Raw genomic sequence first — 25,133 nt, 5'->3', positions numbered from 1 at the left:
CCAGCACCATCTTCAGCGCCAGACCAGAGCGCTGACCAAGGTGGCGCGCTGTTTTCTACAGGGCACAAACCCGCCAGCCCGGCCTCATCGGGCGCACGCGGGATAATCGCCCCAAGGTTTCCCATTTCATGATCACTCTCAAAAACGTCATTCTTCGCCGCGGCGCCAAAGTGCTGCTCGACCGCGTCAACGCCACCATCAACCCCGGAGAACACGTCGGCCTGGTGGGCCGCAACGGCGCCGGCAAGTCCAGCCTGTTTGCCCTGTTCAACGGCAACCTGCATGAAGACGGTGGCGACTTTTTCATCCCGACCCAATGGCGCATGTCCCAAGTGGCACAGGACATGCCCGAAACCGACCAGCCAGCGACCGATTTCGTCGTGGCCGGCGATACCCGCCTGATGGAGGTACAGGCCCAGTTGGCAGCGGCCGAAGCTGCCGACGACGGCATGGCCATTGCCCACGCCTACACCGACCTGCACGACGCGGGCGCCAACGATGCTGTGCCGCGCGCGCAGGCGCTGATTCTGGGCCTGGGTTTCAAGGTCTCCGAGTTGGACAAGCCGGTGGACAGCTTCTCGGGTGGTTGGCGCATGCGCCTCCAGCTGGCCCGCGCCTTGATGTGCCCAAGCGACCTGCTGCTGCTCGACGAGCCCACCAACCACCTGGACCTCGACGCCCTGGTCTGGCTGGAAGCCTGGCTCAAGCGCTACGAGGGCACGATGATCGTCATCAGCCACGACCGGGAGTTCCTCGACGCCGTGACCAATGTGACCATGCACATCGACCATGCGCAATTGACGCGCTACGGCGGCAACTACAGCAAGTTTGAAGACTTGCGCACCGAGCAGCTCGAACTGCAGCAGTCGAGCTTCGCCAAGCAACAGGACAAGATTGCCCATTTGCAGAAGTTCATCGCCCGCTTCAAGGCCAAAGCCAGCAAGGCCAAGCAGGCGCAAAGCCGGGTCAAGGCCCTGGAGCGCATGGAGAAAATCGCGCCGGTGCTGGCGGACGCCGACTTCACCTTTGAATTCAAGGAGCCTGCCAACCTGCCCAATCCGATGCTGACAATCACCGATGCCTCGTTTGGCTACCTGGGCGAGGACGGCGTAGAGACCACGATTCTGAACAGCGTCAGCCGCAGCGTGCTGGCGGGCCAGCGCATCGGCATCCTGGGCGCCAACGGACAGGGCAAATCAACCCTGGTCAAGACCATTGCCCGCACCATGGCGCCGCTGGCGGGCACCATCACCGAAGGCAAGGGCCTGTCGATTGGCTACTTTGCCCAGCAGGAGCTTGATGTGCTGCGACCGCACGAAAACCCGCTGGAACACATGATCCGCCTGGCCAAGGAGGCCGGCCCCAACAGCCGCGAACCCAGCCGCGAGCAGGACCTGCGCAGCTACCTGGGCAGCTTCAACTTCAGCGGCGACATGGTCAAGCAAAGCGTGGGCAGCATGAGCGGCGGCGAAAAGGCGCGCCTGGTGCTGGCGATGATCGTCTGGCAGCGCCCCAACCTGCTGCTGCTCGACGAGCCGACCAACCACCTCGACCTGGCCACACGCGAGGCGCTGTCCATGGCGCTCAACGAGTTCGAAGGCACGGTCATGCTGGTCAGCCACGACCGCGCCCTGCTGCGCGCCGTGTGCGACGAGTTCTGGATGGTCGGGCGCGGCGCCGTAGGCCCGTTCGACGGCGACCTGGACGACTACCAGCGCTACCTGCTTGATGAAGCCAAGCGACAACGCGAGTTGGCCAAGACAGAAGCTGCAGCCGAACCCGTCGCTCCTGCGGCCACTATAGAAAAGAGAGCAGCACCCGCAGGCTGTTCGAGCGCTGGAGCCAAAAATGTCATTGACTTGGCAAGCAGCGCAGCGCCAGACGCGCGCGAGCAACGCCGGCTGGCGGCTGACGCGCGAGCGCAGCGGGCACAGCAGCTGCGCCCGATCAAGCGAGAGATTGACCAGATCGACCAGCGCCTGGCTGCGTTGGAGGGCGAGCGCGCAGCGCTGGAGGCGCAATTGAGCGACCAGCCTACCCCAGCCCAAATGGCCGAATGCGGCAGGCGCTTGAAGGCAGCTCTTGAAGAAACCCAGCGCCTGGAAGAGCGCTGGCTCGAACTTTCTTCGGAACTGGAAGGCGCCGCGCAGGGAAATTGAGCCGAGAAACGCTGGCACGCCCCAACGCTTGGCCTTGGTGAATTGGGCGCTTGGCGCTTGCTGCATAAGCCCAGAAAGCTATGCATTACATAGCAAAAATACTGTATTTTTCCGGGGTTTTGCCCAGTTGCATTTTATTGCGATCTGGGTGTCAACGGGCTGGGGCGCGGGGGCGTTGTAGGTCCATCTCAGGAGTTAATCACCATGAACAACACCACCCACACCGCCCTTTCTTGCTGGCCCGAAGACGAACGCGATCGCAAACGTGCACCTGCGCGCTTCTGATCCGCAGAGCCTGCGGCCTGCCTGACGCCTCGGTTCAGCCATAAAAAAACCCCGCTTCGCGGGGTTTTTTTATGGCTGCGTGGCGCCGTCAGCCCATGTGCAGGCCGCCGTTGACCGAGAATTCGGAACCGGTGGCATAGCCGCCCTCGTCCGAGGCCAGCCAGGCAATGATGGAGGCAATTTCACTCGGCTCGCCCAAGCGCTTGACCGGCACCGTAGCAACAATTTTCTCCAAAACGTCGGGACGAATCGCCTTGACCATGTCGGTACCGATGTAGCCGGGCGCGACGGTATTCACCGTCACGCCCTTGGTGGCCAGCTCCTGCGCCAGCGCCATGGAAAAACCGTGCATGCCGGCCTTGGCGGCTGAATAATTGGTCTGGCCAGCCTGGCCCTTCTCGCCATTCACGCTGCTGATGTTGACGATACGGCCCCAGCCCTTTTCCACCATGTCAGCAACCACCTGTTTGGTGACGTTGAACATGCTGTTGAGGTTGGTTTCGATCACCGCATCCCAGTCTTCTCGCGACATCTTGAGGAACATGCGGTCGCGGGTGATGCCGGCATTGTTCACCAGCACGTCAATGCTGCCGTGCTCAGCCTTGGTCTTGGCGAAGGCCTCTACTGTGGAATCCCAGTCGCCCACGTTGCCTACCGATGCATAGAAGGTGTAACCCAGCGCTTTTTGCTCTGCAATCCACTTCGCATGGTCGCGTGTGGGGCCGCAGCCGGCGATCACCTTCAAACCCTCTTTGTGGAGGCGCTGGCAGATGGCGGTACCAATACCGCCCATTCCGCCCGTGACGTACGCTACTCTTTGACTCATTCTTATCTCCTCTTGGTGAACATGTGGCCGATGGATTCCACTCTAGCGGCGATTCGTGCCAGGACCGTGAAGGTAAACACCGAGGCACGCGATTTTTTGTGTCACAAGGTGCCAGGTTCAGGCCCGATCAACGCTCCAAGGCCATCGCCACGCCCATACCGCCGCCGATGCACAGCGCCGCCAGGCCTTTTTTTGCATCACGGCGCTGCATTTCGTGCAGCAGTGTTACGAGAATACGGCAGCCGGACGCGCCAATGGGGTGGCCAATGGCGATGGCGCCACCGTTCACGTTGACTTTGGCAGGGTCAATGGCGAGTTCCTTGTTCACGGCGCAAGCCTGAGCGCCGAACGCCTCGTTCAGCTCGAACAAATCAATGTCGTCGGTGCTCCACCCCGCGCGCTGCAAGGCCTTGCGCGTGGCCGACACGGGTCCCATGCCCATGATGGACGGGTCAAGCCCGCTGGTGCCATAGGCAGCAATGCGCGCCAGCGGCTTGAGGCCCAGCGTCGCAGCCTTCTTGGCGCTCATCACCACCACCGCAGCCGCGCCGTCGTTCAGGCCCGAGGCGTTGCCAGCCGTCACGCTGCCAGCCTTGTCAAACGCTGGGCGCAGACCCGCCAGCGCTTCGGCATTGGTCTTGCGGTTGAGGTATTCGTCGGCACTGAAAACCACCGGATCGCCCTTGCGCTGTGGAATGTTCACGCTGACGATTTCATCAGCGAAGCGCCCGGCGTCCTGCGCTGCAGCGGCCTTTTTCTGGCTGGCAAGCGCCAGGGCGTCCTGCATGTCGCGCGTGATGCCGTATTGCTTGGCAACGTTTTCGGCAGTGATGCCCATGTGGTACTGGTTGTACACGTCCCACAGACCATCGACGATCATGGTGTCGACCATCTTCCAGTCGCCCATACGCTGGCCGTCGCGCGAGCCGTTGAGCACGTGGGGCGAGAGGCTCATGTTTTCCTGCCCACCGGCCACCACAATTTCGCTGTCGCCGGCGGCAATGGCCTGTGCGGCCAGCATTACGGCCTTGAGGCCTGAGCCACAGACGGCATTGATGGTCAGGCCCGGAGTTTCCTTGGCCACGCCGGCCTTCATCAGCGCCTGGCGCGCCGGGTTCTGGCCAACACCAGCGGCGAGCACCTGGCCCATGATGACTTCGCCGATCTGGTCCATGCCCACACCAGCGCGTGCAATGGCCTCCTTGATGACGATGCTTCCCAGCTCGGTGGCAGGGATCTTGGCGAGCGCGCCGCCAAACTTGCCAACTGCGGTGCGGGCGGCGGAAACAATGACGATGTCTTCCATGATTTTTCCTTGGGTTGAAATGTTTTTGAGAAGGGATTCAGTAGTCCGTTGCGAAGGCGGCGCTACACGGCGCCACAGCGCTTGCACCTAGCGCGGGCCAGACCAGCGGCCGCCGCGCAAGGGCCTGTGCAGGTCGCGCCCCCCCGCCGCGCTGGTGGCGGCCCCCTTCCCGCTGCGCGCAGCGCTGCGAGAGAAGGGGGAAGCGGCGCAGCCGCTCAGGGGGTTGCCCTCCATATCAGGCTTTTTGTTTTACATAGCGGCCGGGTGCGGGCTCGATGGCCTTGAACTTGGCCCCCTTGCCATAGCGCTTGGGCGCGGCCACCTGCTTGCCCGCGTGGCCAGACAGCCAGTCGGACCAGTCGGTCCACCAGCTGCCTTTGTGCTCGCTCGCGCCTTCAAGCCAGCCTTCCAGGGTGGCAGGGAATTTACCGTCGTCGCGCGTCCAGTGCTTTCGCTTGTTGGCAGACGGCGGGTTGATGACTCCGGCAATATGGCCGGATGCACCCATGACGAAGCGCTTCTTGCCCGGCAACACCTGCGTGTTGGCATAGGCCGCATTGATGGGAACGATGTGATCTTCGCGCGAGCCGTAGATATAGACCGGGAGCTTCACCTTGCGCAAGTCGAGCTTTTCGCCGCACACGGTCGTCTTGCCTGGCTTGATCAGGTTGTTCTCAAGGTAGGTGTTGCGCAGATACCAGGCATAGAACGGCCCAGACAGGTTGGTGCTGTCGCTGTTCCAGTACAGCAGATCAAACGGCGGCGGCGTCTCGCCCTTGAGATAGTTGCCCACCACGTAGTTCCACACCAGGTCATTGGGCCGCAGGAAGCTGAAGGTGGAGGCGAGATCCTGCCCCTTCATGAGTCCGCCTTCACCCATCTCGAATTCGCGCATGCGTACAAAGCCTTCAGTGATAAAGACGTCGAGGATGCCGGTGTCGGTGAAGTCAATCAGCGTCGTGAGAAAAGTGGCGCTGGCCACGGGTTGCTCGCCACGCGCCGCGTGCACTCCCAATGCATTGCTGAGCATGGTGCCGCCAACACAAAAACCGAGGGCATTGACCTGGCTTGCATCGGTGATTTGGCGCGTAACCTCGATCGCCTCCATGACACCGTGCTCGATGTAGTCGTCCCAGGTCTTGTGCGCGAGCGATTGGTCGGGATTGCGCCAGCTCACCACAAAGGTGTGGTGGCCTTGCGCAACGCAGTATCGAATCAGCGAGTTCTCTGGCTGCAGGTCCAGGATGTAGAACTTGTTGATGCTCGGAGGCACCAGCACGAACGGCAACTCGTACACCTTGTCGGTGAGCGGCTTGTACTCGATGAGCTGGAACAAGTCGTTCTCATAGACCACAGCGCCCTCGGTGGTGGCGACGTTGCGGCCGACTTCGAACAGGCTTTCATCGGTCATGGACACATGGCCCTGGCGCATATCGCTCACCAGGTTGGCCATGCCCTGGGCAATACTCTCGCCCTTGGTTTCAATGGCCTTGCGCTGCGCTTCAGGGTTGAAGGCCAAAAAATTGCTGGGAGACATGGCCGCAATCCATTGCTCCACCCCAAAGCGCACCTGCGCGCGGGTCTTGCCGTCGCCTTCGACTGCATCGGCCAGGCCCATGAGGGTGCGCGCATTGAGCAGATAGGCTGCGGCCGAGAACGCCGCTACCGGGTTGTCGCCCCAGGCTTCAGACGCAAATCGCTTGTCGCCCGTGGGCTGGGGTGCACTCAGGCCTTCCGCCCAAAGTTTGGCCGCCTCGTCCACGTATTGCTTTTGCAGCGCTTGCAGTTTGTCGGGGGCCAACCGGATCGATGCAGTCGCACCGGCGGTCGGGGCAACCGGCATCTCGATTTGCTGAAAAACCTCCAGCGCGCGCTTCCAGTTCTCACCGAAAACTTCCTGGTATTGCTGGGCACTTTGGGCCCAGAGCGAATCGGAACTCATGCTGTCTCCTCGTGGGCAGGCGGCGCCCGTTGAGGCAGGCGCCTGGTTGCGCCTGCCACTGCTATCGTAACGCCCCATGACCCTTGTTTTCCTGACTCCGGATTTCCCATGTACCTGATAGTGATTGCATGGCTGTATGTGGTGGTGCTGATGGCTGTCGCCGAGGCGACGAGCACGACCGGCAGCGTGCTCGGTGCCCTCATCACTTTTGCGCTCTATGGCGCACTGCCGCTCTCTATCGTGATCTACATCCTGGGAACGCCCGGAAGGCGACGAAAAATTCGTGCGCGCGAAGTGCAGGAGCGCCAGATGCACGAGCGCACTGTGGCGGCGCAGGCCGCCTCGCAGGCTTCAGCCCAGCCAGATGCAGGCAGCCATGCGCCCGGTGCCGCCGCTGGGCCCGCCACCCTGCCGGTGCGAGAAGAAGCGTGAGTTCTGCGCCACCGTGCACCAGGCGTCGCTGCCATCGTTGCCGTAGACCTGGCTAACGCCCAGCGCTGCAAGCCGCTGGCGCGCCAGGGCTGGCAAGTCAGCCAGGTATTTGCCCCCCACCTGGGGGGCGAAATGCGCTGCCGCCTGGGCATTCACGGCACAAAACGCCTCCCGCACCTCTGCGCCCACTTCAAACGCCTGCGGGCCGATGCAGGGGCCGAGCCAGACCAGCAAATCGGCCGCATCCCATGCTTCACTTGCTCCCTTTTCAATAGCTTTTAGCTGTTGATGGGTAAGCGCTAGCACCCTAAAACGCTCCAAAACCGACTCCAGAACTCCGCCCACGAGTCCACGCCAACCGGCATGTGCAGCGGCCACCATGCGGCCCCGCTGATCGGTGATCAGCACCGGCAAGCAGTCGGCCACCATGATGGTGCAGGCCAGACCGGCTTGCGCGGTCAAGGCAGCGTCGGCACAGGCACCATCGCTGGCGCCGGGCGCCAGTTCAAGCACCGACGAGCCGTGCACCTGATTCAAAAACACCGGCCGTGCACCCGGCGTAGCGTGCTGCAGCGCGGCCTGCAGGCGCTGGCGGTTCATTGCCACCGCATCGGGCGCATCACCCACATGGGTGCCCAGGTTCATGCTGGAAAAAGCACCTGTGCTCACGCCGCCAGCGCGCGTGCTGCACAGCGCGTGCACGTGCGGGGGTGCGGGCCAGCACGGGCGCAGCCAATCGGCATCGGCCGCCAAGTCCTCCCCCTGCACAGGCGGCACGGCGCGGTGACAATGCGAGCTTTCAGACATGGACGCGAGTGTAGCCACGGCACTGCCCGCCGCGCCCGGCGCCAATGACCACAAGAGGTATCTGATGAGCTATGTCTTTCCACCGCCGCCCGTCACCAGCGTTCCTGTACTGGGCACCGAGGCGCGTTTTCCCGTGCACCGCATTTACTGCGTGGGACGCAACTACGAGGAGCACGCCAAGGAGATGGGGTTTACCGGACGCGAGCCGCCGTTCTTCTTCATGAAGCCGGCGGACGCCTTGGTGCTGGCCGCGGGCGAGGAGCCGGCGCTGCTGCCCTACCCCAGCCTGACGCACGATCTTCACCACGAGATTGAACTGGTGGTCGCCATCGGCAAGGGCGGGCGCAACATCGCTGCGGCCGACGCGCCCAGCCACATCTTTGGCTATGCCGTGGGCCTGGACATGACGCGGCGCGACCTGCAAGGCGAGATGAAAAAACAGGGCCGCCCCTGGTGCATCGGCAAAGGTTTTGACGCCAGCGCGCCCATCACCCCCATCACCCCGGCGGCGCAAGCGGGCGACGTACAGCAGGCGGGCATCTGGCTGCAGGTGAATGGCCAGGAACGCCAGCGCAGCCGGGTGGCCCAGCTGATCTGGAACATCAGCGAGGTCATCGAGCACCTCTCCAAGGCCTGGCAGCTCGCGCCGGGCGACCTCATCTACACCGGTACCCCGGCCGGCGTCGGAGCCGTACAGCCCGGCGACCTGCTGGAAGGCGGCGTCGACGGACTGGCGCCCCTGAGTCTGCGGGTGGCGTGAAGCAACTCATTTTTCAATAGCTGCTCGCGCAGGTGGAACAAGCGCTGGTGGCCTATTTGTTTATAAATTTCGCATGAGCTTGCACAACCCTATTCGCCATTGCCGCGACTGCGGTACCGCCGTGGTCTACCGCCTGCCCGACGACGGCGACACCCGCCAGCGCGCGGTCTGCCCGAACTGCGGGCGGGTGCACTACGAAAACCCGCTCAACGTGGTGGGCACCATTCCCGTCCTGCCCGATGGCCGCGTACTGCTGTGCCTGCGCGCCATTGAGCCGCGGCGCGGCAAATGGACGCTGCCGGCGGGCTTCATGGAACTGAACGAAACCACGTCCCAAGGCGCAGAGCGCGAGACCGACGAAGAAGCCGGTGCGCATATTGCGTTAGGCCCGCTGTTTTCGGTACTCAACGTGCAACGCGTGGGCCAGGTGCATCTGTTCTACCGAGCCGAACTGCTGTCTGAACACCTGGATCCTGGCTACGAAACATTGGAAGCCCGGTTTTTCGCCGAGCACGAAGTGCCCTGGGACGAGCTGGCGTTTCGCACAGTGAAAGAAACCCTGGTGCGCTTTTTTGCCGACCGGCGCGCGGGCAGCTTCGGCGTGCACTGCGTGGATATCGACTGATTCAACCTGAATCCGACAACTGACCGCTTGTGAATGTCTCGAAACCCGTGTGAACATTGGCCATGGCCACTTCGATCGTGCTCACCTGTTGTGTAAAGACGCTATACACCCGCCAGCACCAGACTCGCACCTTGCCTGGCACGCCGATGGCGGCACTATAAGGGGCGCATCCAACTGCCGGATTTAGGCTAACGGTGCGCGCGGGTATCGGACGCGCCGCACCGGCTCAAGCGAACAGCTCGTCGAGCCAGTCCATCGAGACCGCCGCCGAATACGCCAGGTTGGCGTTTTGGCAGTGCCCGTCTGCTCCCTCCAGGTCGGTGAACATGTGGCGCGTGGCCGGGCCACCCACGCCGTGGTGGAAACGCTCAGCCTGCGCCAAGGGCTCGGCCCCTTCCCCGCTGCCCGTCAACCCGAGCACTGGGCAGCGGATGGCCCGCAGGGCCGTATCGTTCACGCGAAAATCGTGCAGGCGCTGGTACGCGCGTTTGAAGCTCTCCTGCCCCAGGCGCACCATGAGGTTGCGCATCATCTCGCGCGTCTGTGGTGGGATGACTGTGGGCGGGATGGCATCCACATCGGCCAGGCGGATGTCCTCGGCATCGGGCATCTGCGCTGGGTCAAAACCGGCAAAGGACGCCATGTAGGCGTGCAAATCCACAATGGGTGAATTGGCGATCAGCGCGCGGATGCGCGGCTCGTGCGCCGCCATGCGCGTGGCGAAATAGCCGCCGAAGCTGATGCCCATGAGCGCCACGCGGCGCGGATCCGTGCCGGGACGGGAGAGCACATGGTCCAGCGCCACCTTGGCCACACGCTCGTACTCAGGGATGAACGCGATGCCCGGATGGAAACGCAGCGTGTCCATCTGCCCCGGGCCGGTGAACAGCATCAGATGGTAGCCACGCTCGAGTGCAGCGCGGCCATAGGCCAGCCAGGTTTCCTCCAGTGTGCCGTCGTAGCCACTGATGATCATCAGCGTCTTACCTCGACGCGCGCGCGCCTGGGGCGCACGGATGTAGTAGGCGGGCAGGGGCGTTTCGCCGAAGGGCAGCGAAAATGCCTCGAACGCCCCGCCCTGCTGGTGCATGGCAGCGAGGAAGCACTCGCGGCTCTTGAGACCCAGCTGCGCATGCTTGGGGTCGAGCACGCCGCAGTAGTATTCGGCCGCGCGGTAGCTGTTACTCGCCACCAGGTACTGGTCGCGCGCGCTCACCACATGCCCGCGCCGCGCGCGCGCGGCGGCGTCCTGCTCCTGGCGCACGCCCGCAGCGGCGAACTCGGCCACCCAACTGGCCGGAACGCCGTTCTGGATGCGCTGCGCCAACGCCAGACATTCGCCCACCGAGGCGCCGCCGTAGCGCACAGCGCCGAGCTGGCGCATCAACTGGTAGTCCATCTCGGCGTCGGCAAAGCCTGCCACGCGTGTGCGGCCACGCTCCAGACTCTCGGTGGGCTGGGCCTCTTGCGCCGGCGCCAGCACCGGCATGGCCAGACCCGTGGCGGCCGCAGCCATGAACCCGCGTCGGTGCGACAGGCCCGCGTTCTGCTGCTTCTTCATCGCTTGTCCCCTTTCGTTGTAGGTGAAATCGCCCTCCTCCCCAGGCGGCATCGAAAATAACAGTCTTGGCAGTTACTACAAAGGAGAAAACCATGTCGTCAGCCAAGTTTTTGCACCTACCATCCTTGACCGGACTGGCCATGGCCCTGTGCCTGCTCACGGCCCATGGGGCGGACGGCAGTCCCCTTCCCGCACCCGACTATGCCCGCCCCGAATCCTGGCTCGCTCTGCCCGGGCAGCCCTCGGCTGCCGGGTTCACGCCCAAGGGTGGCGGCTTCACGGACCTGCAGGCGCAGGCGCGCGCGGATGTGTTCTACATTCACCCGACCACCGGCATGCGTAAGGACATGCTCAACGTGCCTGTGGACGATCCCGACGCCGCCAAGCTCGGCGATCTGATGCTCATGGCCCAGGCCACGCCCTTCAACGGCGTGGCGCGCGTCTACGCCCCGCGCTACCGCCAGACAGCACTGCCCGTGTACGAAAAAAGCGAGGATGAGCAGCAGGCACCCATGAATTACGCCTATGCCGACGTACGCCGCGCCTTCGAGCATTACGCCGTCCACCACAACCAGGGGCGCCCGTTCTTCCTCGTGGGCCACAGCCAGGGGGCCAACCACGCCCAGCGCCTGCTCTCGGAGCTCATCCAGGGCACGCCGCTGCAACAGCGTATGGTCGCGGCCTACCTGCCGGGCATTCCTCTGCCTCGCTCGGTGTTCCAGGAGGACCTGCACCACATCCCGCCCTGCACCCGGCCTGCACAGACGGGTTGCGCCGCCGTGTGGGGCGTCTTCGGCGAGGGCAAGGGCAACAATTTCGACGAGTGGGAGCTGGTGACGCACTGGAACGCACGACAACAGCGTTGGGTGGCCGCGGCGGGCCAGCCGCTGGTGAACGTCAACCCCGTGAGCTGGAGCAAGAAGACTCCCCGCACAGCCGCCCGCGTCCACCGTGGCGCCGTGCCCTTCGGCGTCGAAGCCACCCATTTCACGCAGCCGCGCGGGCAATTGGTGCGCGTGCTCGACGACGGCCGCTATGCACTGGTCGCGCCGCCGCTACCACCCGAACTGTTCAACGACGGCGGCGTCTTTGGCGGCACCAACTATCACGTGTTCGACATCAGCCTGTTCTGGCTCGACCTGCGCGAGAACGCGCGCCGACGTCTGAATGCCTTCTTGCTTCAACGCGACAAACTGACGGCCCCCTTGCTGGGGCCGACGGCAGCCGTTTCAATACGCGCAGGTCAACCTGTTCATTGGCGTGTTCGCGCCGTAAATCGGCCTGTCCGGTTCAACGCCCTCGGTCTGCCGCTTGGGCTGGCGCTTGATAACACCACGGGCGTCGTCACCGGGGTGGCGCAATCTGTAGGCGTCTATCCCGTTATCTTGAATGCAAAAAATGCAAGCGGCACGGATACTGCCGATTTGGCCCTGACAGTGAAGGAGTGAGCGCACGCCTTCGGGCAGCGCACAGGTCAAGCCCCGAATGCTTTACCTATTGAATGATCTCCCAGCCCCAGCTGCCGCAAAAACGGCAGCGCGCCCTCCGCCGCCTTGCGACCTTCTTCGATGGCTTCGGCGGCGCGGTAAAAATCCAGCAGGCCCAGGTGCGCCAGGCGGGGCGCAATTACCACTTCGGGTGGCTCGCCTGCCATGCGACTGCGCGTGATGCGCACCTGCATGATGTTGACGCTGCCCATTACCACCTCCAAGAGCGAAGGCAGCCGCTCGCGATCGTGGTCTCCCGTGGGCAAGAGCGCGACGAAGCCATCCTGCAGGCGACGCACCCAGGGGGCAGAGGATTCGGCGCTGGCCGCCTCGTCCTCCAGGGCCTGCTCTACCGGCTCGGCGGGGGGCGCCGGGCGCGCCGGGCTGCGCAGGTGGCGACTGAGGATATCGGCGTTCAGATCCACGGCAATCACCACGTCGGCGCCCATGGCGCGTGCCAGCGACACCGGCACGGGATTGACCAGACCGCCATCCACCAGCAAACGCCCATCGCGCTGGGCCGGTGTAAACAGACCGGGCAAGGCCATCGAGGCACGCACCGCGTCGGCCGTGGAGCCGGTGCGCAGCCACACCTCGCTGCCCGAATGCAAGGCGGTGGCCACGGCGGCAAAAGGCATGTCCAGCGCCTCGATGTCGCGGTCGGAAAAATTGCGGCGGAAGAACTCGATCACCCGCTCGCCCTTGAGCATGCCACCCGAGAGCTTGAAATCCATGAACGAGAACACGGTGCGGCCCGTCAGTCCCAGCGCCCATTGCTCGAAGCGGTCGAGTTCGCCCAGCGCGTAGGCTGCACCCACCACGGCACCAATCGAGGAGCCGCAGACCAGATCGGGACGGATGCCGGCGGCCTGCAGCGCGCGAATCACACCGATGTGCGCCCAGCCGCGCGCCGATCCGCTGCCCAGGGCCAGGCCAATGACGGGTTTGCGCGTCATGCCGACTTGCCCAGCAGCGCCATCAGACCGGTTTTGTCGAGCACAGCCACCCCCAGCTCTTGCGCTTTTGCGAGTTTGCTGCCGGCATCCTCCCCCGCCACCACATAGTGCGTCTTCTTGCTGACCGAGCCTGCGACCTTGGCACCAGCGGCTTCCAGCATGGCTTTGGCGTCCTCGCGGGTGAGCGTGGGGAGCGTGCCGGTGAGCACCACCGTCTGGCCGGCGAGGGGCAAGGTGGTGCGCTCGACGGGCGGGCCTTCCGGCCAATGCACGCCGCAGGCGCGCAGTTGTTCGACAACTTCGAGGTTGTGCGGCTGCGCAAGGAAGGTGTGGATGGCTTCTGCGACGACTGGACCTACATCGGGCACCTGCAACAGTTCCTCGGTGGTGGCGTTCAGGATGGCATCCAGACTGCCGAAATGCCGCGCCAGGTCCTTGGCGGTGGCCTCGCCGACATGTCGGATGCCCAGTGCAAACAGGAAGCGTGCCAGCGTGGTGCTTTTCGACTTCTCCAGCGCCGCCAACAGGTTTTGTGCCGATTTTTCGCCCATGCGCTCCAGCGCCAACAAGCCGACGAGACCAATGCGGTACAGGTCCGGCAAGGTGTGCACCACAGCGCCATCCACTAGTTGATCCACCAGTTTTTCGCCCAGGCCGTCAATGTCCATGGCGCGGCGCGCGGCAAAGTGCAGCAGCGCCTCCTTGCGTTGTGCCGGGCAAAAGAGCCCGCCGGTGCAGCGGTGGTTGGCTTCGCCGGGTTCGCGCACCACGTCGCTGCCGCAGATGGGGCAATGTGTGGGCATGCGAAAGTTGGGCACATACGTCTCTCGCGGAGGATGTCCGTGAATATGCTTTACAGGCACCCCGTCGACAAAAATGACTTCAGGAGAGTCAGCTAGGGGAGGCAATGTGCCTACAACTTCCGGGATAACGTCGCCCGCGCGGCGCACGACCACCTGATCGCCCACGCGCACGCCTTTTTTCCGAATCTCGAACAGGTTGTGCAGCGTGGCGTTGGTCACTGTGACGCCGCCCACAAACACCGGCGCCAGCCGCGCCACGGGCGTGAGCTTGCCGGTGCGGCCGACTTGCACGTCGATGCCTTCGATGCGCGTCACCATCTCCTGCGCCGGGTACTTGTGCGCCACGGCCCAGCGCGGCTCGCGCGTCTTGAAGCCGAGCTGGCGCTGCAGGGCGAGCGAATCGACCTTGTAGACCACGCCGTCGATGTCGTAGGGGAGCTGGTCGCGTTCGGCGGCGATGCGTTCGTGGAACGCTATCAATTCGCTAGCTCCCAGCGCTTGTGTGGTCTGCGCTGCGACCGGAAAACCCCATTGCTTCAGTTGCTGGAGCAGGTCGAAGTGCGTGGCGAAATCCGGGCCGCCCTGCTCCACCGGCGTGACCTCCCCAAAGCCATAGGCAAAAAACTTCAGCGGCCGCTGCGCTGCAATGGCCGGATCGAGCTGGCGCACGGCGCCGGCGGCCGTGTTGCGCGGGTTGATGAAAGTTTTCTGGCCGCGCTCGCGCTGGGCTTCGTTCAGGTTTTCAAAGTCAGCCCGCGCCATGTAGACCTCACCGCGCACTTCCAGCACCGGCGGTACGTCGCTCGGCAGCCGCAGCGGAATCTGCCGCATGGTGCGGATGTTGTGCGTCACGTCCTCGCCGACTTCGCCATCGCCGCGCGTGGCGGCCTGCACCAGCACGCCGGCCTCGTAGCGCAGGTTCATGGCCAGGCCGTCGAACTTGAGCTCTGCCACGTAAGCCACGGGTGGCGCATCCGCCGCCAGGCCGAGTTCACGCCGCACGCGCGCGTCAAACGCCTGCGCACCGGCAGGCGACACATCGGTTTCGGTGTGGATGGACAGCATGGGCACGGCGTGGCGCACCGGCGTCAGCTCCGGGCGCGGCGCGCCACCGACGCGCTGGGTGGGTGACTCGGGTGTCACCAGCCCAGGGAACTGCGCCTCCAGCGCCTGCAGCGCGCGAAACACGCGGTCGTATTCCGCGTCTGGCACCTCGGGCGCGTCCTGCACGTAGTACAAGTGCGCCCAGCGGTTGATCTGCTGGCGCAATGCTTCTATTTTTATAGCTGCTTGCGCTTGCTCTGATTGCGCTGGAGCCGAAAAAAGGTCTAAATTCTTTGGCATTTCAATGCGACATGCAGCGCCCAATAGCATAGGGCGCATGAGACTGGCGCGGCCCATACCAGCGGCCGCCGCGCAAGGGCCGCCCCGCAGCGCTGGCGGCGTCCCCCCACCTGCGGCGCGCAGCGTTGCGAGAGAAGGGGCTGAGGGCTGCGGCTCCAAGCCTGCCTGCGCAGGCTTGTGGACATCCCCGAAAGGCTGTCGCCTCGGGCGGCTGCATGGAGGAGCGAAGCGACACAGGGGGGGAGAGCGCTAGCTAAATACCCGCCGCGCCTGCGGCGAGCCGGCCGAGAGGTCGCGTCCGTCGAGCTTGTCGTAGAGTAGCTCCAGGTCACCGGCAATCGGATCCATGGCCATGGCGGGAAGCGGCGAGCCATTCTGGTCGCACAGCAGCGCGTCCATGCTTTCGCACAACTGCGCCGCCACCTCACGCAGGCGCGCAAACGGCTGCTCGCTGCGGTGCACCTGAGCCACGTCCAGGCTCAGCAGCAGTTCGCGCATGGCCGACTGCTCCGGGTTGTCCGACAAGGCCGCCTGGGTGTCGAATGACAGGCTGAGCACCGCCCCGCCCCCTTCTCCAGTGGCGGGCAACACCATGCGCCCTGCCAGCGTGCCCGCCACGAAGCCAACACGCGCCGCGTTCTGGTGCACATAGCCGGGGCTCCAGGCGGCTTGGCGCGCGCGCAGCACAAAGGCGAGCTGGGCGTCGTGGTCGCTGGCGAACTGATCCAGTTCGCGTGCGCGGGCCACCTCGTGCAGCATGTCGGGAAAGTCGGGCGCGGCGCCCACGGCATCGGCAAAGGTCTGGGTCTTGGCGACAAATTCCGAGAACTCGATTTCGTTCAGCGCGCCGGTGCGGTTGGCCAGTTGCACGCCCGCCTGGAAGGCCCGGTAGCGCTGGCCAGGCGCGGGCATCTCCCATTGGCCGCTCGCTTCGTTCTGGCCTTCGATGGCAAAGGGCTTGCTGCCAGCGCGGCGCGTGGGAGGCAGTGCGGCCAGCGCGGCTTCGCCCGAGACCGGGTGATCGAGCGAGAGCGGTGCAATGGCGTCGATCAGCGCGTCCAGCGCATGGCGGCGATCGGCGCTGTGGCTGGACGGCGGGAACGTCAGAGCCGATTCGTCCGGCACGGTAGCGGCGAAATCGCCATCGCGCTCCTCGGGGGCGGATGCCCTTGCGCATCCGCCAGGTCGGGCAGCGGGGCGACGCCATCAAACGCCGGCTCCTGGCGCGGCGCGTCGCTGCGCTCGGCCCGGCGCGGTGCGTTCTTGTGGTTGGTCCAGGCGTTGTAGGCCACGATGAGGGCCAGCAACACCGCGCCGATGACGGCCAAACTGATTTGCAGGGTGCTCATAAAAAACGTTCTCGGCTTGCGAAAAATGGGTCGCCAGGCGTAAAGCTCAATTCTGTCCGCTGCGATTGTGAGACATCCGCGACAGCGACTGCGGCGGGCGCCGTTGCTCTTGGCCAGCGCCACCGTGGAACTGGCTCCGCCAGGCCACTGGAGGCGTCCCTCTCAGGGGGAAGGCGCGAAGCGACGCAGGGGGCGTCATGTGCTAGCCATCGACAAAGCCGACTCCATGTCGACCGCCACGATGCGCGAAACGCCCTGCTCCTGCATGGTGACACCAATGAGCTGCTGGGCCATTTCCATGGCGATCTTGTTGTGGCTGATGAAAAGAAATTGCGTGTCCGTGCTCATGCTGGTCACCAGGCGGGCGTAGCGCTCGGTGTTGGCATCGTCGAGCGGCGCATCGACTTCGTCCAGCAGGCAGAACGGCGCCGGGTTGAGCTGGAAGATGGCAAACACCAGCGCAATGGCGGTCAACGCCTTCTCGCCGCCCGAGAGCAGATGAATGGTCTGGTTTTTCTTGCCCGGCGGCTGCGCCATGACCTGAACGCCCGAATCCAGAATTTCGTCGCCGGTGACGATCAGGCGCGCATGGCCGCCGCCGAACAGTTCGGGGAACATGCGGCCAAAGTGCTGGTTCACGGCGTCAAAGGTGCCCGAGAGCAGTTGGCGCGTCTCGCCGTCGATCTTGCGAATGGCGTCTTCCAGGGTGTTCATGGCCTCCTGCAGGTCGGCGGTTTGCGCGTCGAGGAACACCTTGCGTTCGCTGGCCGCAGCCAGTTCTTCCAGCGCGGCAAGGTTCACGGCGCCCAGCGCCGCGATGCCCTGCTGCAGCCTGTCGATCTCGCCCTGCAGGCCGGCCAGGCGCACGCTGCCCTCGGCAATCGAGGCCTCGAGCACGGCCATGTCGGCGTTCGCCTCCTGCAGCAGCGTGCTGTACTGCTCCAGTCCCAGGCGCGCGGCCTGCTCCTTGAGCTGGAATTCGGTGATGCGCGCGCGTTGCGGCTCCAGCGCGCGCTCGATCTGCATGCGCCTCTCGTCGCTGGCGCGCAGGCGCGCGGTCAGGTCGTCGTAGCGGCTGCGCTCGGTAGCCAGTGCCTGCTCGCGTTCCATCTTTTGCGCCAACACCTGCTGCAGTCCGCCCTGGGCGGCGGCGTCGGAGAGGCGCGCCAACTCACCCTGGGCGCGCTCGCGCTCGGCGGCCAAGGCCGCCGTCTGACTGGTCGCAGTCGCCAGCGTGCGCTCCAGCTCGGCCCGGCGCGCAGCGGCGCTGCGCTGGGAGAACGCAGCCTCCTGGGCCTGGCGCTCCAGGGTGCGCTGCTGCTCGCGGCAGGCCGCGAGGCGCCGTTCGGCCTCGATCACCCGCTCGCCCAGTTGGGCGTGGCGCTCCTGTGTGTCGGCCAGCTGCATGTCCAGCTCTTCAAAGCGGCCTTCAGCGGTGGCGGCGCGCTCCTGCAGATCGGCCAGTTGCGCTTCGACTTCCGCCAGGTCGGCATCGATTTGCGCGCTGCGCGCACGCGCCTGCTCGGCCAGCTGTGCCAGGCGCAGGTGCTCCACCTGAAGCTCGTGGGCCCGGCTTTGCGATTCGGCCGCTTCGCGCCGCGTCTGCGCCAGGCGCTGGGCGCTGTCCTGGTACTGGCTCTCGGCGCGGGCCAGGGCCAGGCGCGCTTCGTCGCTGATCAGCGCCTGGGCGCGCAGCTCTTTTTCGAGGTGCTCGATTTCCTGGGCGCGCGCGAGCAGGCCCGACTGCTCGGAGTCCTGGGCGTAAAAGCCCACGCTGTGCGCGGTGACGGCGTGGCCACCCGGCACGTACAGGGTCTCCCCTGGCGCCAGGCGCTCGCGCAGGGCCAGCGCGTCGTCCAGGCTGCTGGCGGTGTAGCAACCCTGCAGCCATTCGTCCAGAATGGCCGAGAGGCCCACGTCATGGACGCGCAGCAGGCTGGCCAGGCGCGGCAGCGCGGTGGCCGGCACGGCTGGCGGGGCCGGCGGCAGACTGAAAAACGCCAGGCGTGCGGGCGGCGCCTCGGTGCCGCTCGTGCCCAGAAACCCGCGCACCGTTTCCAGCCGCCCGATTTCGAGGGCGGAAAGGCGCTCGCGCAGTGCGGCCTCCAAGGCGTTTTCCCAGCCGGTTTCGATGTGGATGCGGCTCCACAGGCCGGCCATGCCCTCCAGCCCCTGGCGCTCCAGCCAGGGCTGCAATTTCGATGAAGTCTTGAGCTTTTCCTGCAGCGCTTTCAGGGCTTCCATGCGCGCCGAGAGCTCGGCCAGACGGGCACTCTCGGCGTTCACCGTCTGCTGGCGCGTGCGGCGCTCGTCGTCCAGCAGGGGCACCGCGTCCTGCAGTTCGGCCAGGCGCGCGGCCTGGGTTTCAGCCACTTCGCGCGCCTCATCGAGCTGGATCTGCAAGTTCTGCAACCGGGCTTCGTCGGGCGCTGCCAGGGCATTTTTGTCGGTGCGCAGGCGCTCAAAACGCTGCTCTTGCTGGCGCTTTTGTTCCTGCAGGCTGCGCTGCTCGGCCGCCAGCACCTGGATCTGCTGCTGGACTTGCACCACGGCGGCGCGCTGCTCGTCGGCGCTGCGCTGGCTGGCGCGCAGGGCGTCTTCCAGATCGGGCAGCACTGCGGCCTGCTCCTCCACCTGGGCGGCCAGCATTTCGGCGCGCTCCTCGGCGTCCACGCCGGCGCCGGTCTGGTTTTCCAGCTCGGCCTGGGCCTCGCTGCTGCGCCCGGTCCATTCTTCGGCCTGGGCGGCGAGCTGCACCAGGCGCTGCTCCACGCGCTGGCGGCCTTCGATGACGTAGCGGATTTCGGCTTCGAGCCGGCCTACTTCGGCCGTGGCTTCGTAGAGCTTGCCCTGGGCCTGGTTGACCTGGTCCCCGGCAGCGTAGTGGGCCTGGCGGATGGTTTCCAGCTCAGACTCGACATGGCGCAGGTCGGCGGTGCGCGATTCAAGGTCGTTCAAGGCCTGCAGGCCGTCAAGCCGCACCCGCTCCTGCTCGGCCTCGGCGTCGGCGCGCTTCAAAAACCACTGCTGCTGCTGGCGCAACTGGGCCTGGGCGCTCAGGGCCTGGTAGCGCTGGGCGACCTCGGCCTGTTTTTCCAGGCGCTCAAGGTTGCCGCCGAGCTCGCGCAGGATGTCTTCGACGCGGGTGAGGTTCTCGCGCGTGTCGTGCAATCGGTTTTCGGTCTCGCGCCGGCGCTCCTTGTATTTGGAGACGCCTGCGGCTTCTTCGAGGAACAGGCGCAGCTCTTCGGGGCGGCTTTCAATGATGCGGCTGATCGTGCCCTGGCCAATGATGGCGTAGGCGCGCGGCCCCAGGCCGGTGCCGAGGAACACATCCTGCACGTCGCGGCGGCGCACCGGCTGGTTGTTGATGTAGTAGCTGCTGGTGCCATCGCGCGTCAGCACGCGCTTGACGGCGATCTCGGCGTACTGGTTCCACTGGCCGCCGGCGCGGTGGTCGTTGTTCTCGAACACCAGCTCGACGCTGGCGCGGCTGGCCTGCTTGCGGGTGGTGGTGCCGCTGAAGATCACGTCCTGCATGGACTCGCCGCGCAACTCGCTGGCTTTCGATTCGCCCAGCACCCAGCGCACGGCATCCATGATGTTGGATTTGCCGCAACCATTGGGCCCCACCACACCCACCAGTTGGCCTGGCAGCAGGAAGTTGGTCGGTTCGGCAAACGACTTGAAGCCGGAGAGTTTGATCGAATTGAGTCGCACGATGCACCAGGAGAACCACGGGCCTGCACCCCTTGGCGGCGAGGCATTGGCCCCGGCCCTGCCACGGTTGGCCCAAGCCGCGCATGTTACCCGACACACCGCTGTGCAAAGGCACAATGGACCACCTCCTTGCCCCGGCCAAAGAGCCGCCACTGCCATGCTCGCCGCCCTGCTTCTCTTCGTCCACCTGATCAGCATTGTCGTCTGGGTGGGCGGCATGGCGTTCGCGCATTTCTGCCTGCGCCCGGCCTTGCCCTTGCTGCCACCGCCGGAGCGGCTGCGCTTGATGCACGCCGTGCTGACGCGCTTCTTGAACTGGGTGCTGGCTGCCGCGCTGCTGACGCTGTCGAGCGGCCTGGGCATCATGGTCCTGGCGGCGCGCGCGGGTGCAACCATGCCCTGGAACTGGCATGCCATGGCGGCCATCGGCCTGGTGATGATCGCCATCTTTGCCTTCGTGCGGTTGGGGCCGTATGCGGGCCTGGCGCGTGCCGTGGCCGCTGCCGACTGGTCCGCAGGCGCCGCGGCACTGGCGAACGTTCGCAAAGGCGTGGCCGCCAACCTGGCGCTCGGCGTGCTGGTGGTGGCGATGGCAGTGCTCGGGCGCTGAGATTTTGATGAAAATCTGACTCTAGCGCTTATCCAGTAAGAGTTAATAGCTATATTTTCAATAGCTACTGACCGCGTTTTCCATGACGGGTGGGCTTTGTCATTCCGTGTCTTTTGGAGTGTCTCGGCGCTCGATGCAGCTTGGTTTTGGCGGTGGATTGCGCGCCGCTGCGGCCTTCCGGACCGAAGAGGAGCGCGTGCCGCCTTGCGTTTTTGTTTGTCCTCCAGGCGATGGTGTCAAAACGTATTTTTCATTGAACCGTCATCATTGCGGGGCAAGAATACGCCGAACGAAACGGAGCTTGCTCATGCCTATGGAACTGTTGCGAGAACTCGCACACACGCCTCTGCCCTGCACGCTGGGCGACGAAAAGGACATTGATCGTTTGCGCGTTTTGCGTGCGACGGGCTATATCGCCGCGATGCTACCCATGCCAGGCTCACAAAGCCGGCTGGGGCGCGTGCTGGCGATCACGCCGGAGGGCCGGGAGGCACTCGCGCGCGCGGCACCGGAATCCGTTGACAGTGGTTTTGCCCGGCATGCTGACGGCGTCAACGAACGTCGCCCTGTGCAAACGACGTAAGCCCAGCACCACCGCGCCCAAGTCGGTCTGATGCAAAACCCGGATTACAAAAGGGTTTTCAACAATTGCTTGAACAATGATTGTCTAGTCAAGTAAATTCTTGGGCATGGATTTCCCTGAGCCCTCCCTTGGCAACGCTGCGCAGGCCACAGCGCCGTCCTCGAATGGCACAGACGTTGGTGCGGAGCCGACCCGAGCCACAGCGCAGCCCCCTTTCTACACTCCGGCCAATCTGGCACCGGAAGACAGCGTGGGTTATCTGCTGCGCAGCGTGCTGTCGTCGATTCGCTGCGCTGCCGACGCGCAATTGCAGGGCCGTGGGCTGACCTTTGCGCAATGCCTGCCCCTCTACAAAATATCGCACTGCAAGGACACCACACTCGCCGCCCTGGCGCGCGATCTGGAAGCCGACCCAGCCACGGTGACGCGCTTGCTCGATCGTCTGGAGGCCAAGGAACTGGTCGTGCGCGAGCGCTCAACCAGCGACCGCCGCGTGGTCCATGTGCGCGCCACGCCGCTCGGCGCGGCCATGGCGCAAGAACTCACTCCGGTGCTGGCCGACACCCTCAACGCCCATCTGGACGGTTTTTCCACCGACGAATGGCAGCACTTGCTGGCGCTGTTGCGCCGCATGCTGGCCAATGGCGACGCGCTGCGCCATCCCAGCATTCCCAGCTGACGTTCTTCTCTCCTTCCTACGCCATGCCTGACACTCTGCGGCCGCACCAGCGCGGCATTTCTCCCGCCGTGCGTGTGCTTGCACTTGCTGCGGTCGGCCTGCTGAGCGCTTGCGCCAACCCCGGCCCGCCCCATGCGGCCCTGGCGCGCACCCAGCCGCAGGCTTTGGGCCTCTCGCCATCCGGAGACGACACCGCCCACCTGCCGCAGGTCCGCTGGTGGACGGCGCTGGGCGATGCCAGGCTCGACAGCCTGATTGACCAAGCCCTGGCGCAGCAACCCAGCTTGGCCGTAGCGCGTGCGCGCGCATCCCAGGCCGCAGCACTGGCGGAGGCCCGCCACGCCGCCAACGGCCCGCAAGCCCAATGGACGCTGGATGCCACGCGCCAGCGCTACACGGCCAACGGTTTGGTGCCACCGCCCGTGGCAGGCAACGTCTATGACAGCGCGAATCTGCAGGCTTCGCTGAGCTGGAGCCCCGACTTCTTTGGCCTGCACCGTGCCGAGCTGGAGGCATCGCTGGGCCAGGCGCGCGCGGCGCAGGCCGATGCAGCAGCGGCAGCCAACACCCTGGCGGCGCAACTGGCAAGGGCCTACGTGGCACTGGCCCGTGTACTGGCCGATGAGGAAGTCGCCGAGCAGGCGCTTGCGCAGCGCCAGGCCATCGAGCGACTGACGCGCGAGCGCGTGGGCGCGGGCCTCGACAGCCAGGTGGAGCTGACGCAAACCCAGGCCGCCGTACCCGACGCCCAGGCACAAATGGAAGCCTTGCGTGAACAGGCCACCCTGGCGCGGCGCCAGATTGCGGTGCTGGCCGGACAGGCGCCAGACGCACTCAGCACGCTGGCACCGCGTCTGACCGCTCTGGCGCTGCCCGCCCTACCCGCAATGCTGGGCGCCGATTTGCTGGGCCGGCGGCCCGACATCGTCGCGGCGCGCTGGCGTATCGAGGCCGCCACGCAAGGCGTCGGCGCAGCCCGCAGCGAGTTTTATCCCAACATCAATCTGGCGGCTTTTGTCGGCCTGAACGCGCTGGGGCTGAACCGCTTGTTCGAGGCCAGTTCGCGCCAGGCGGGCATAGCGCCCGCGCTGCGGCTGCCGATTTTTGACGGCGGGCGCCTGCGCGCGCAGCTTGGCGGCCGGCAGGCCGAACTGGATGCTGTGATAGCGCAGTACAACGGCGCCGTCCTCGATGCCGTGAAACAGGCAGGCGATGGCCTGGCTTCCGCAGCGTCGATTGCCCGCCAACAATCCCTGCAAGCGCAAGCACAGGCTGGAGCCGAAAAGGCCTACCGTTTTGCGCAAGAGCGCTACGCCGCGGGCCTGGGCAACTACCTGGTGGTGCTCAGTACCGAAACCCAGGTGCTGGCACAGCGCCGCCAGGCAGTGGCCCTGCAGACCCGCGCACTCGATGTGCGCCTGGCCTTGATGACCGCCCTGGGCGGTGGTTGGAGCGATGACACCGCTGCGCTACAAGTGGCAGCCCACTGACCGCTCCCCCCGAAACCCCTATTGACAGCCCTTCCCACACCATGAGCGCACCTCTCACTCCCACTGAAAGCAAGACGGCCCGGCGACGTGGCCTCACGATGATTGCTGTCGCCGTCGTACTGGTCGGTATCGGCTGGGGCGGCTGGCACTGGGTCAACGGCCGCCATTTTGAATCGACCGACAACGCTTACGTGGCGGGCAACGTGGTGTTGATCACGCCCCAGGTGGGCGGTACCGTGGTGGCCATTGGCGCCGAGGACACCGACCATGTGCTGGCCGGCCAATTGCTGGTGCGGCTTGACCCGGCGGACGCCCGCGTGGCGCTTGATCAGGCCCAGGCCCAGCTGGCGCAAACCGTGCGCGAGGTACGCGCCCTGTATGCCAACAACGCTACGCTTCAAGCGCAAATCAGCCTGCGCAAGGCCGATCTGGCCCGCGCCCAGGCCGAAGCCACCCGCCTGCAGGACGACGTGAAGCGCCGCGCCCCGCTCATGGCGAGCGGCGCCGTGGGCAAGGAAGAGTTCCAGCACGCCAACGCCGTGGTGAACACGGCCAAAAGCACGGTCGCGGCCGCCCAGGCCGCCCTGCTGGCTGCACAAGAGCAGCTCGCCGCCAGCCAGACGCAGACCGATGGCACCCGCATTGAAGAGCACCCCGGCGTGCTGCGTGCTGCCGCCCGCGTGCGCGAAGCCTTTCTGGCCTTGCAGCGCATGGAGCTGGTGGCCCCCATTTCCGGCCACATCGCCAAGCGCGGCGTGCAATTGGGCCAGCGCGTGGCGGCCGGCGCACCGCTGATGACGGTGGTGGCACTGAACGATTTGTGGGTGGACGCCAACTTCAAGGAAAGCCAGTTGCAAACCTTGCGCATTGGCCAAAGCGCCGAGCTGGAGGCCGACGTCTACGGCAGCAAAGTGAAATACCACGGCACCGTGGTGGGGATGGGCGCGGGCACGGGCGCTGCCTTTGCACTGTTGCCGGCGCAGAACGCCACCGGCAACTGGATCAAGGTGGTGCAGCGCGTGCCGGTGCGCATCACGCTGGACGCGGGCGAAATCGCCGAGCACCCCCTGCGCATAGGCCTGTCGATGGACGTCCGGGTGGACACCGCAGATCAATCCGGAAAAATGGTTTCCGACACGCAGCGCAGCGCTCCCGTGGCCACCACCAGCGTGTTTGACGCCCAGATGCAGGCGGCCGATGAGGCCGTACAGCGCACCATCGCGGCCAACCTGGGCCGCAAGGCGAGCGCACATGCCAAGGCAGCGGCCGTGCTGGCGGCCGCGCCGCGCCCAGCGCTGCACTAGGGCCTGTTAACACTATGCAAGGGGTCGCGAAGGTCATCAGAACCTGCCCATCAAGGCGCGCGACGCAGTGCGTGCGTCCGCACGCTCAAGGAGCGCAACGCCCAG

General features: G+C 65.3%; 18 protein-coding genes and 1 pseudogene. 10 read left to right on the top strand and 9 right to left on the bottom strand.

Features of this window, described 5'->3' with window-relative positions; genetic code table 11:
* Positions 1-128: 128 nt before the first annotated feature.
* Positions 129-2,159 (top strand): ABC-F family ATP-binding cassette domain-containing protein, encoded by a 2,031-nt coding sequence (locus C6571_RS16120; RefSeq protein ID WP_106447591.1) that lies wholly within the window; start codon positions 129-131, stop codon positions 2,157-2,159.
* Between the two features lie 373 nt (positions 2,160-2,532).
* Here the strand turns inward: C6571_RS16120 and phbB are convergent, their stop codons facing one another.
* From phbB to C6571_RS16105, 3 genes are all read right to left on the bottom strand, one after another.
* Positions 2,533-3,270: an acetoacetyl-CoA reductase gene (phbB, locus tag C6571_RS16115; protein WP_106447590.1), complete on the bottom strand. Its 738-nt coding sequence runs from the start codon at positions 3,268-3,270 to the stop codon at positions 2,533-2,535.
* 127 nt (positions 3,271-3,397) lie between these two features.
* Positions 3,398-4,576: an acetyl-CoA C-acetyltransferase gene (locus C6571_RS16110; RefSeq protein ID WP_106447589.1), complete on the bottom strand. Its 1,179-nt coding sequence runs from the start codon at positions 4,574-4,576 to the stop codon at positions 3,398-3,400.
* A 235-nt stretch (positions 4,577-4,811) separates the two neighbouring features.
* On the bottom strand, positions 4,812-6,518 hold the full coding sequence (locus C6571_RS16105; RefSeq protein ID WP_106447588.1) for a PHA/PHB synthase family protein: 1,707 nt from the start codon (positions 6,516-6,518) through the stop codon (positions 4,812-4,814).
* A 108-nt stretch (positions 6,519-6,626) separates the two neighbouring features.
* Between C6571_RS16105 and C6571_RS16100 the strand changes: the two genes are divergently transcribed.
* Entirely contained in the window at positions 6,627-6,950 is a 324-nt protein-coding gene (locus C6571_RS16100) for a hypothetical protein (protein ID WP_106447587.1), read from the top strand.
* Here C6571_RS16100 and pgeF read toward each other — a convergent pair.
* On the bottom strand, positions 6,870-7,757 hold the full coding sequence (gene pgeF / locus C6571_RS16095; protein WP_106447586.1) for a peptidoglycan editing factor PgeF: 888 nt from the start codon (positions 7,755-7,757) through the stop codon (positions 6,870-6,872). The two genes, C6571_RS16100 and pgeF, sit on opposite strands and share 81 nt — an antisense overlap.
* Positions 7,758-7,821: 64 nt before the next feature.
* On the opposite strand from pgeF, the gene C6571_RS16090 reads away from it, so the two are divergent.
* Positions 7,822-8,517: a fumarylacetoacetate hydrolase family protein gene (locus C6571_RS16090; protein ID WP_106448290.1), complete on the top strand. Its 696-nt coding sequence runs from the start codon at positions 7,822-7,824 to the stop codon at positions 8,515-8,517.
* Positions 8,518-8,590: 73 nt separating this feature from the next.
* Positions 8,591-9,142: an NUDIX hydrolase gene (locus C6571_RS16085; RefSeq protein WP_106447585.1), complete on the top strand. Its 552-nt coding sequence runs from the start codon at positions 8,591-8,593 to the stop codon at positions 9,140-9,142.
* 226 nt (positions 9,143-9,368) lie between these two features.
* On the opposite strand, the gene C6571_RS16080 is transcribed toward C6571_RS16085, so the two are convergent.
* On the bottom strand, positions 9,369-10,703 hold the full coding sequence (locus C6571_RS16080; RefSeq protein WP_245901315.1) for an alpha/beta hydrolase family protein: 1,335 nt from the start codon (positions 10,701-10,703) through the stop codon (positions 9,369-9,371).
* A 92-nt stretch (positions 10,704-10,795) separates the two neighbouring features.
* Here C6571_RS16080 and C6571_RS16075 point away from each other — a divergent pair, with 92 nt between their 5' ends.
* Complete coding sequence (locus C6571_RS16075; protein WP_106447584.1) at positions 10,796-12,151, top strand: DUF3089 domain-containing protein; 1,356 nt, start codon at positions 10,796-10,798, stop codon at positions 12,149-12,151.
* Between the two features lie 26 nt (positions 12,152-12,177).
* On the opposite strand, the gene C6571_RS16070 is transcribed toward C6571_RS16075, so the two are convergent.
* From C6571_RS16070 to smc, 4 genes and pseudogenes are all read right to left on the bottom strand, one after another.
* Complete coding sequence (locus tag C6571_RS16070) at positions 12,178-13,146, bottom strand: patatin-like phospholipase family protein (protein ID WP_106447583.1); 969 nt, start codon at positions 13,144-13,146, stop codon at positions 12,178-12,180.
* Positions 13,143-15,293, bottom strand: a complete 2,151-nt coding sequence (gene ligA / locus C6571_RS16065; RefSeq protein WP_106447582.1) for an NAD-dependent DNA ligase LigA — start codon at positions 15,291-15,293, stop codon at positions 13,143-13,145. Before ligA ends, C6571_RS16070 begins: the two co-directional genes overlap by 4 nt.
* 249 nt (positions 15,294-15,542) lie before the next feature.
* Positions 15,543-16,642: pseudogene (locus C6571_RS16055) on the bottom strand (cell division protein FtsZ).
* A gap of 195 nt (positions 16,643-16,837) precedes the next feature.
* Positions 16,838-20,362 (bottom strand): chromosome segregation protein SMC, encoded by a 3,525-nt coding sequence (gene smc, locus C6571_RS16050; protein ID WP_106447580.1) that lies wholly within the window; start codon positions 20,360-20,362, stop codon positions 16,838-16,840.
* Positions 20,363-20,519: 157 nt separating this feature from the next.
* Between smc and C6571_RS16045 the strand changes: the two genes are divergently transcribed.
* The 5 genes from C6571_RS16045 to C6571_RS16025 all read left to right on the top strand — a co-directional run bounded on the left by C6571_RS16045 (position 20,520) and on the right by C6571_RS16025 (position 25,028).
* On the top strand, positions 20,520-20,972 hold the full coding sequence (locus tag C6571_RS16045; RefSeq protein ID WP_106447579.1) for a CopD family protein: 453 nt from the start codon (positions 20,520-20,522) through the stop codon (positions 20,970-20,972).
* 307 nt (positions 20,973-21,279) lie between these two features.
* The gene (locus C6571_RS16040; RefSeq protein ID WP_211300660.1) at positions 21,280-21,555 is read left to right on the top strand and encodes a hypothetical protein; all 276 of its coding nucleotides are present in this window, start codon (positions 21,280-21,282) and stop codon (positions 21,553-21,555) included.
* Between the two features lie 106 nt (positions 21,556-21,661).
* Positions 21,662-22,234, top strand: coding sequence for a MarR family winged helix-turn-helix transcriptional regulator (locus C6571_RS16035; RefSeq protein ID WP_106447578.1), 573 nt, complete (start codon positions 21,662-21,664; stop codon positions 22,232-22,234).
* A 23-nt stretch (positions 22,235-22,257) separates the two neighbouring features.
* A complete protein-coding gene (locus C6571_RS16030; protein WP_106447577.1) occupies positions 22,258-23,724 on the top strand; it encodes an efflux transporter outer membrane subunit in 1,467 nt (488 codons plus the stop codon).
* A gap of 41 nt (positions 23,725-23,765) precedes the next feature.
* On the top strand, positions 23,766-25,028 hold the full coding sequence (locus C6571_RS16025) for an HlyD/EmrA/EmrK family protein (RefSeq protein WP_106447576.1): 1,263 nt from the start codon (positions 23,766-23,768) through the stop codon (positions 25,026-25,028).
* Positions 25,029-25,133: the final 105 nt, after the last annotated feature.

Source organism: Simplicispira suum (genome assembly GCF_003008595.1).
Lineage (GTDB): Bacteria > Pseudomonadota > Gammaproteobacteria > Burkholderiales > Burkholderiaceae_C > Simplicispira > Simplicispira suum.
The sequence above is the reverse complement of the archived record's forward strand: the minus strand, read 5'-3'. Positions and strand labels throughout refer to the sequence as shown.

What these genes read in the sequence shown, in the direction of transcription:
- C6571_RS16045 (WP_106447579.1), top strand. Translation starts at nt 20,520, where the DNA reads ATGCTCGCCGCCCTGCTTCTCTTCGTCCACCTGATCAGCATTGTCGTC.
- C6571_RS16085 (WP_106447585.1), top strand. Translation starts at nt 8,591, where the DNA reads ATGAGCTTGCACAACCCTATTCGCCATTGCCGCGACTGCGGTACCGCC.
- C6571_RS16080 (WP_245901315.1), bottom strand. Translation starts at nt 10,703, where the DNA reads ATGAAGAAGCAGCAGAACGCGGGCCTGTCGCACCGACGCGGGTTCATG.
- pgeF (WP_106447586.1), bottom strand. Translation starts at nt 7,757, where the DNA reads ATGTCTGAAAGCTCGCATTGTCACCGCGCCGTGCCGCCTGTGCAGGGG.
- C6571_RS16100 (WP_106447587.1), top strand. Translation starts at nt 6,627, where the DNA reads ATGTACCTGATAGTGATTGCATGGCTGTATGTGGTGGTGCTGATGGCT.
- C6571_RS16040 (WP_211300660.1), top strand. Translation starts at nt 21,280, where the DNA reads ATGCCTATGGAACTGTTGCGAGAACTCGCACACACGCCTCTGCCCTGC.
- C6571_RS16120 (WP_106447591.1), top strand. Translation starts at nt 129, where the DNA reads ATGATCACTCTCAAAAACGTCATTCTTCGCCGCGGCGCCAAAGTGCTG.
- phbB (WP_106447590.1), bottom strand. Translation starts at nt 3,270, where the DNA reads ATGAGTCAAAGAGTAGCGTACGTCACGGGCGGAATGGGCGGTATTGGT.
- C6571_RS16110 (WP_106447589.1), bottom strand. Translation starts at nt 4,576, where the DNA reads ATGGAAGACATCGTCATTGTTTCCGCCGCCCGCACCGCAGTTGGCAAG.
- C6571_RS16105 (WP_106447588.1), bottom strand. Translation starts at nt 6,518, where the DNA reads ATGAGTTCCGATTCGCTCTGGGCCCAAAGTGCCCAGCAATACCAGGAA.
- C6571_RS16025 (WP_106447576.1), top strand. Translation starts at nt 23,766, where the DNA reads ATGAGCGCACCTCTCACTCCCACTGAAAGCAAGACGGCCCGGCGACGT.
- C6571_RS16090 (WP_106448290.1), top strand. Translation starts at nt 7,822, where the DNA reads ATGAGCTATGTCTTTCCACCGCCGCCCGTCACCAGCGTTCCTGTACTG.
- C6571_RS16030 (WP_106447577.1), top strand. Translation starts at nt 22,258, where the DNA reads ATGCCTGACACTCTGCGGCCGCACCAGCGCGGCATTTCTCCCGCCGTG.
- C6571_RS16075 (WP_106447584.1), top strand. Translation starts at nt 10,796, where the DNA reads ATGTCGTCAGCCAAGTTTTTGCACCTACCATCCTTGACCGGACTGGCC.
- ligA (WP_106447582.1), bottom strand. Translation starts at nt 15,293, where the DNA reads ATGCCAAAGAATTTAGACCTTTTTTCGGCTCCAGCGCAATCAGAGCAA.
- C6571_RS16035 (WP_106447578.1), top strand. Translation starts at nt 21,662, where the DNA reads ATGGATTTCCCTGAGCCCTCCCTTGGCAACGCTGCGCAGGCCACAGCG.
- C6571_RS16070 (WP_106447583.1), bottom strand. Translation starts at nt 13,146, where the DNA reads ATGACGCGCAAACCCGTCATTGGCCTGGCCCTGGGCAGCGGATCGGCG.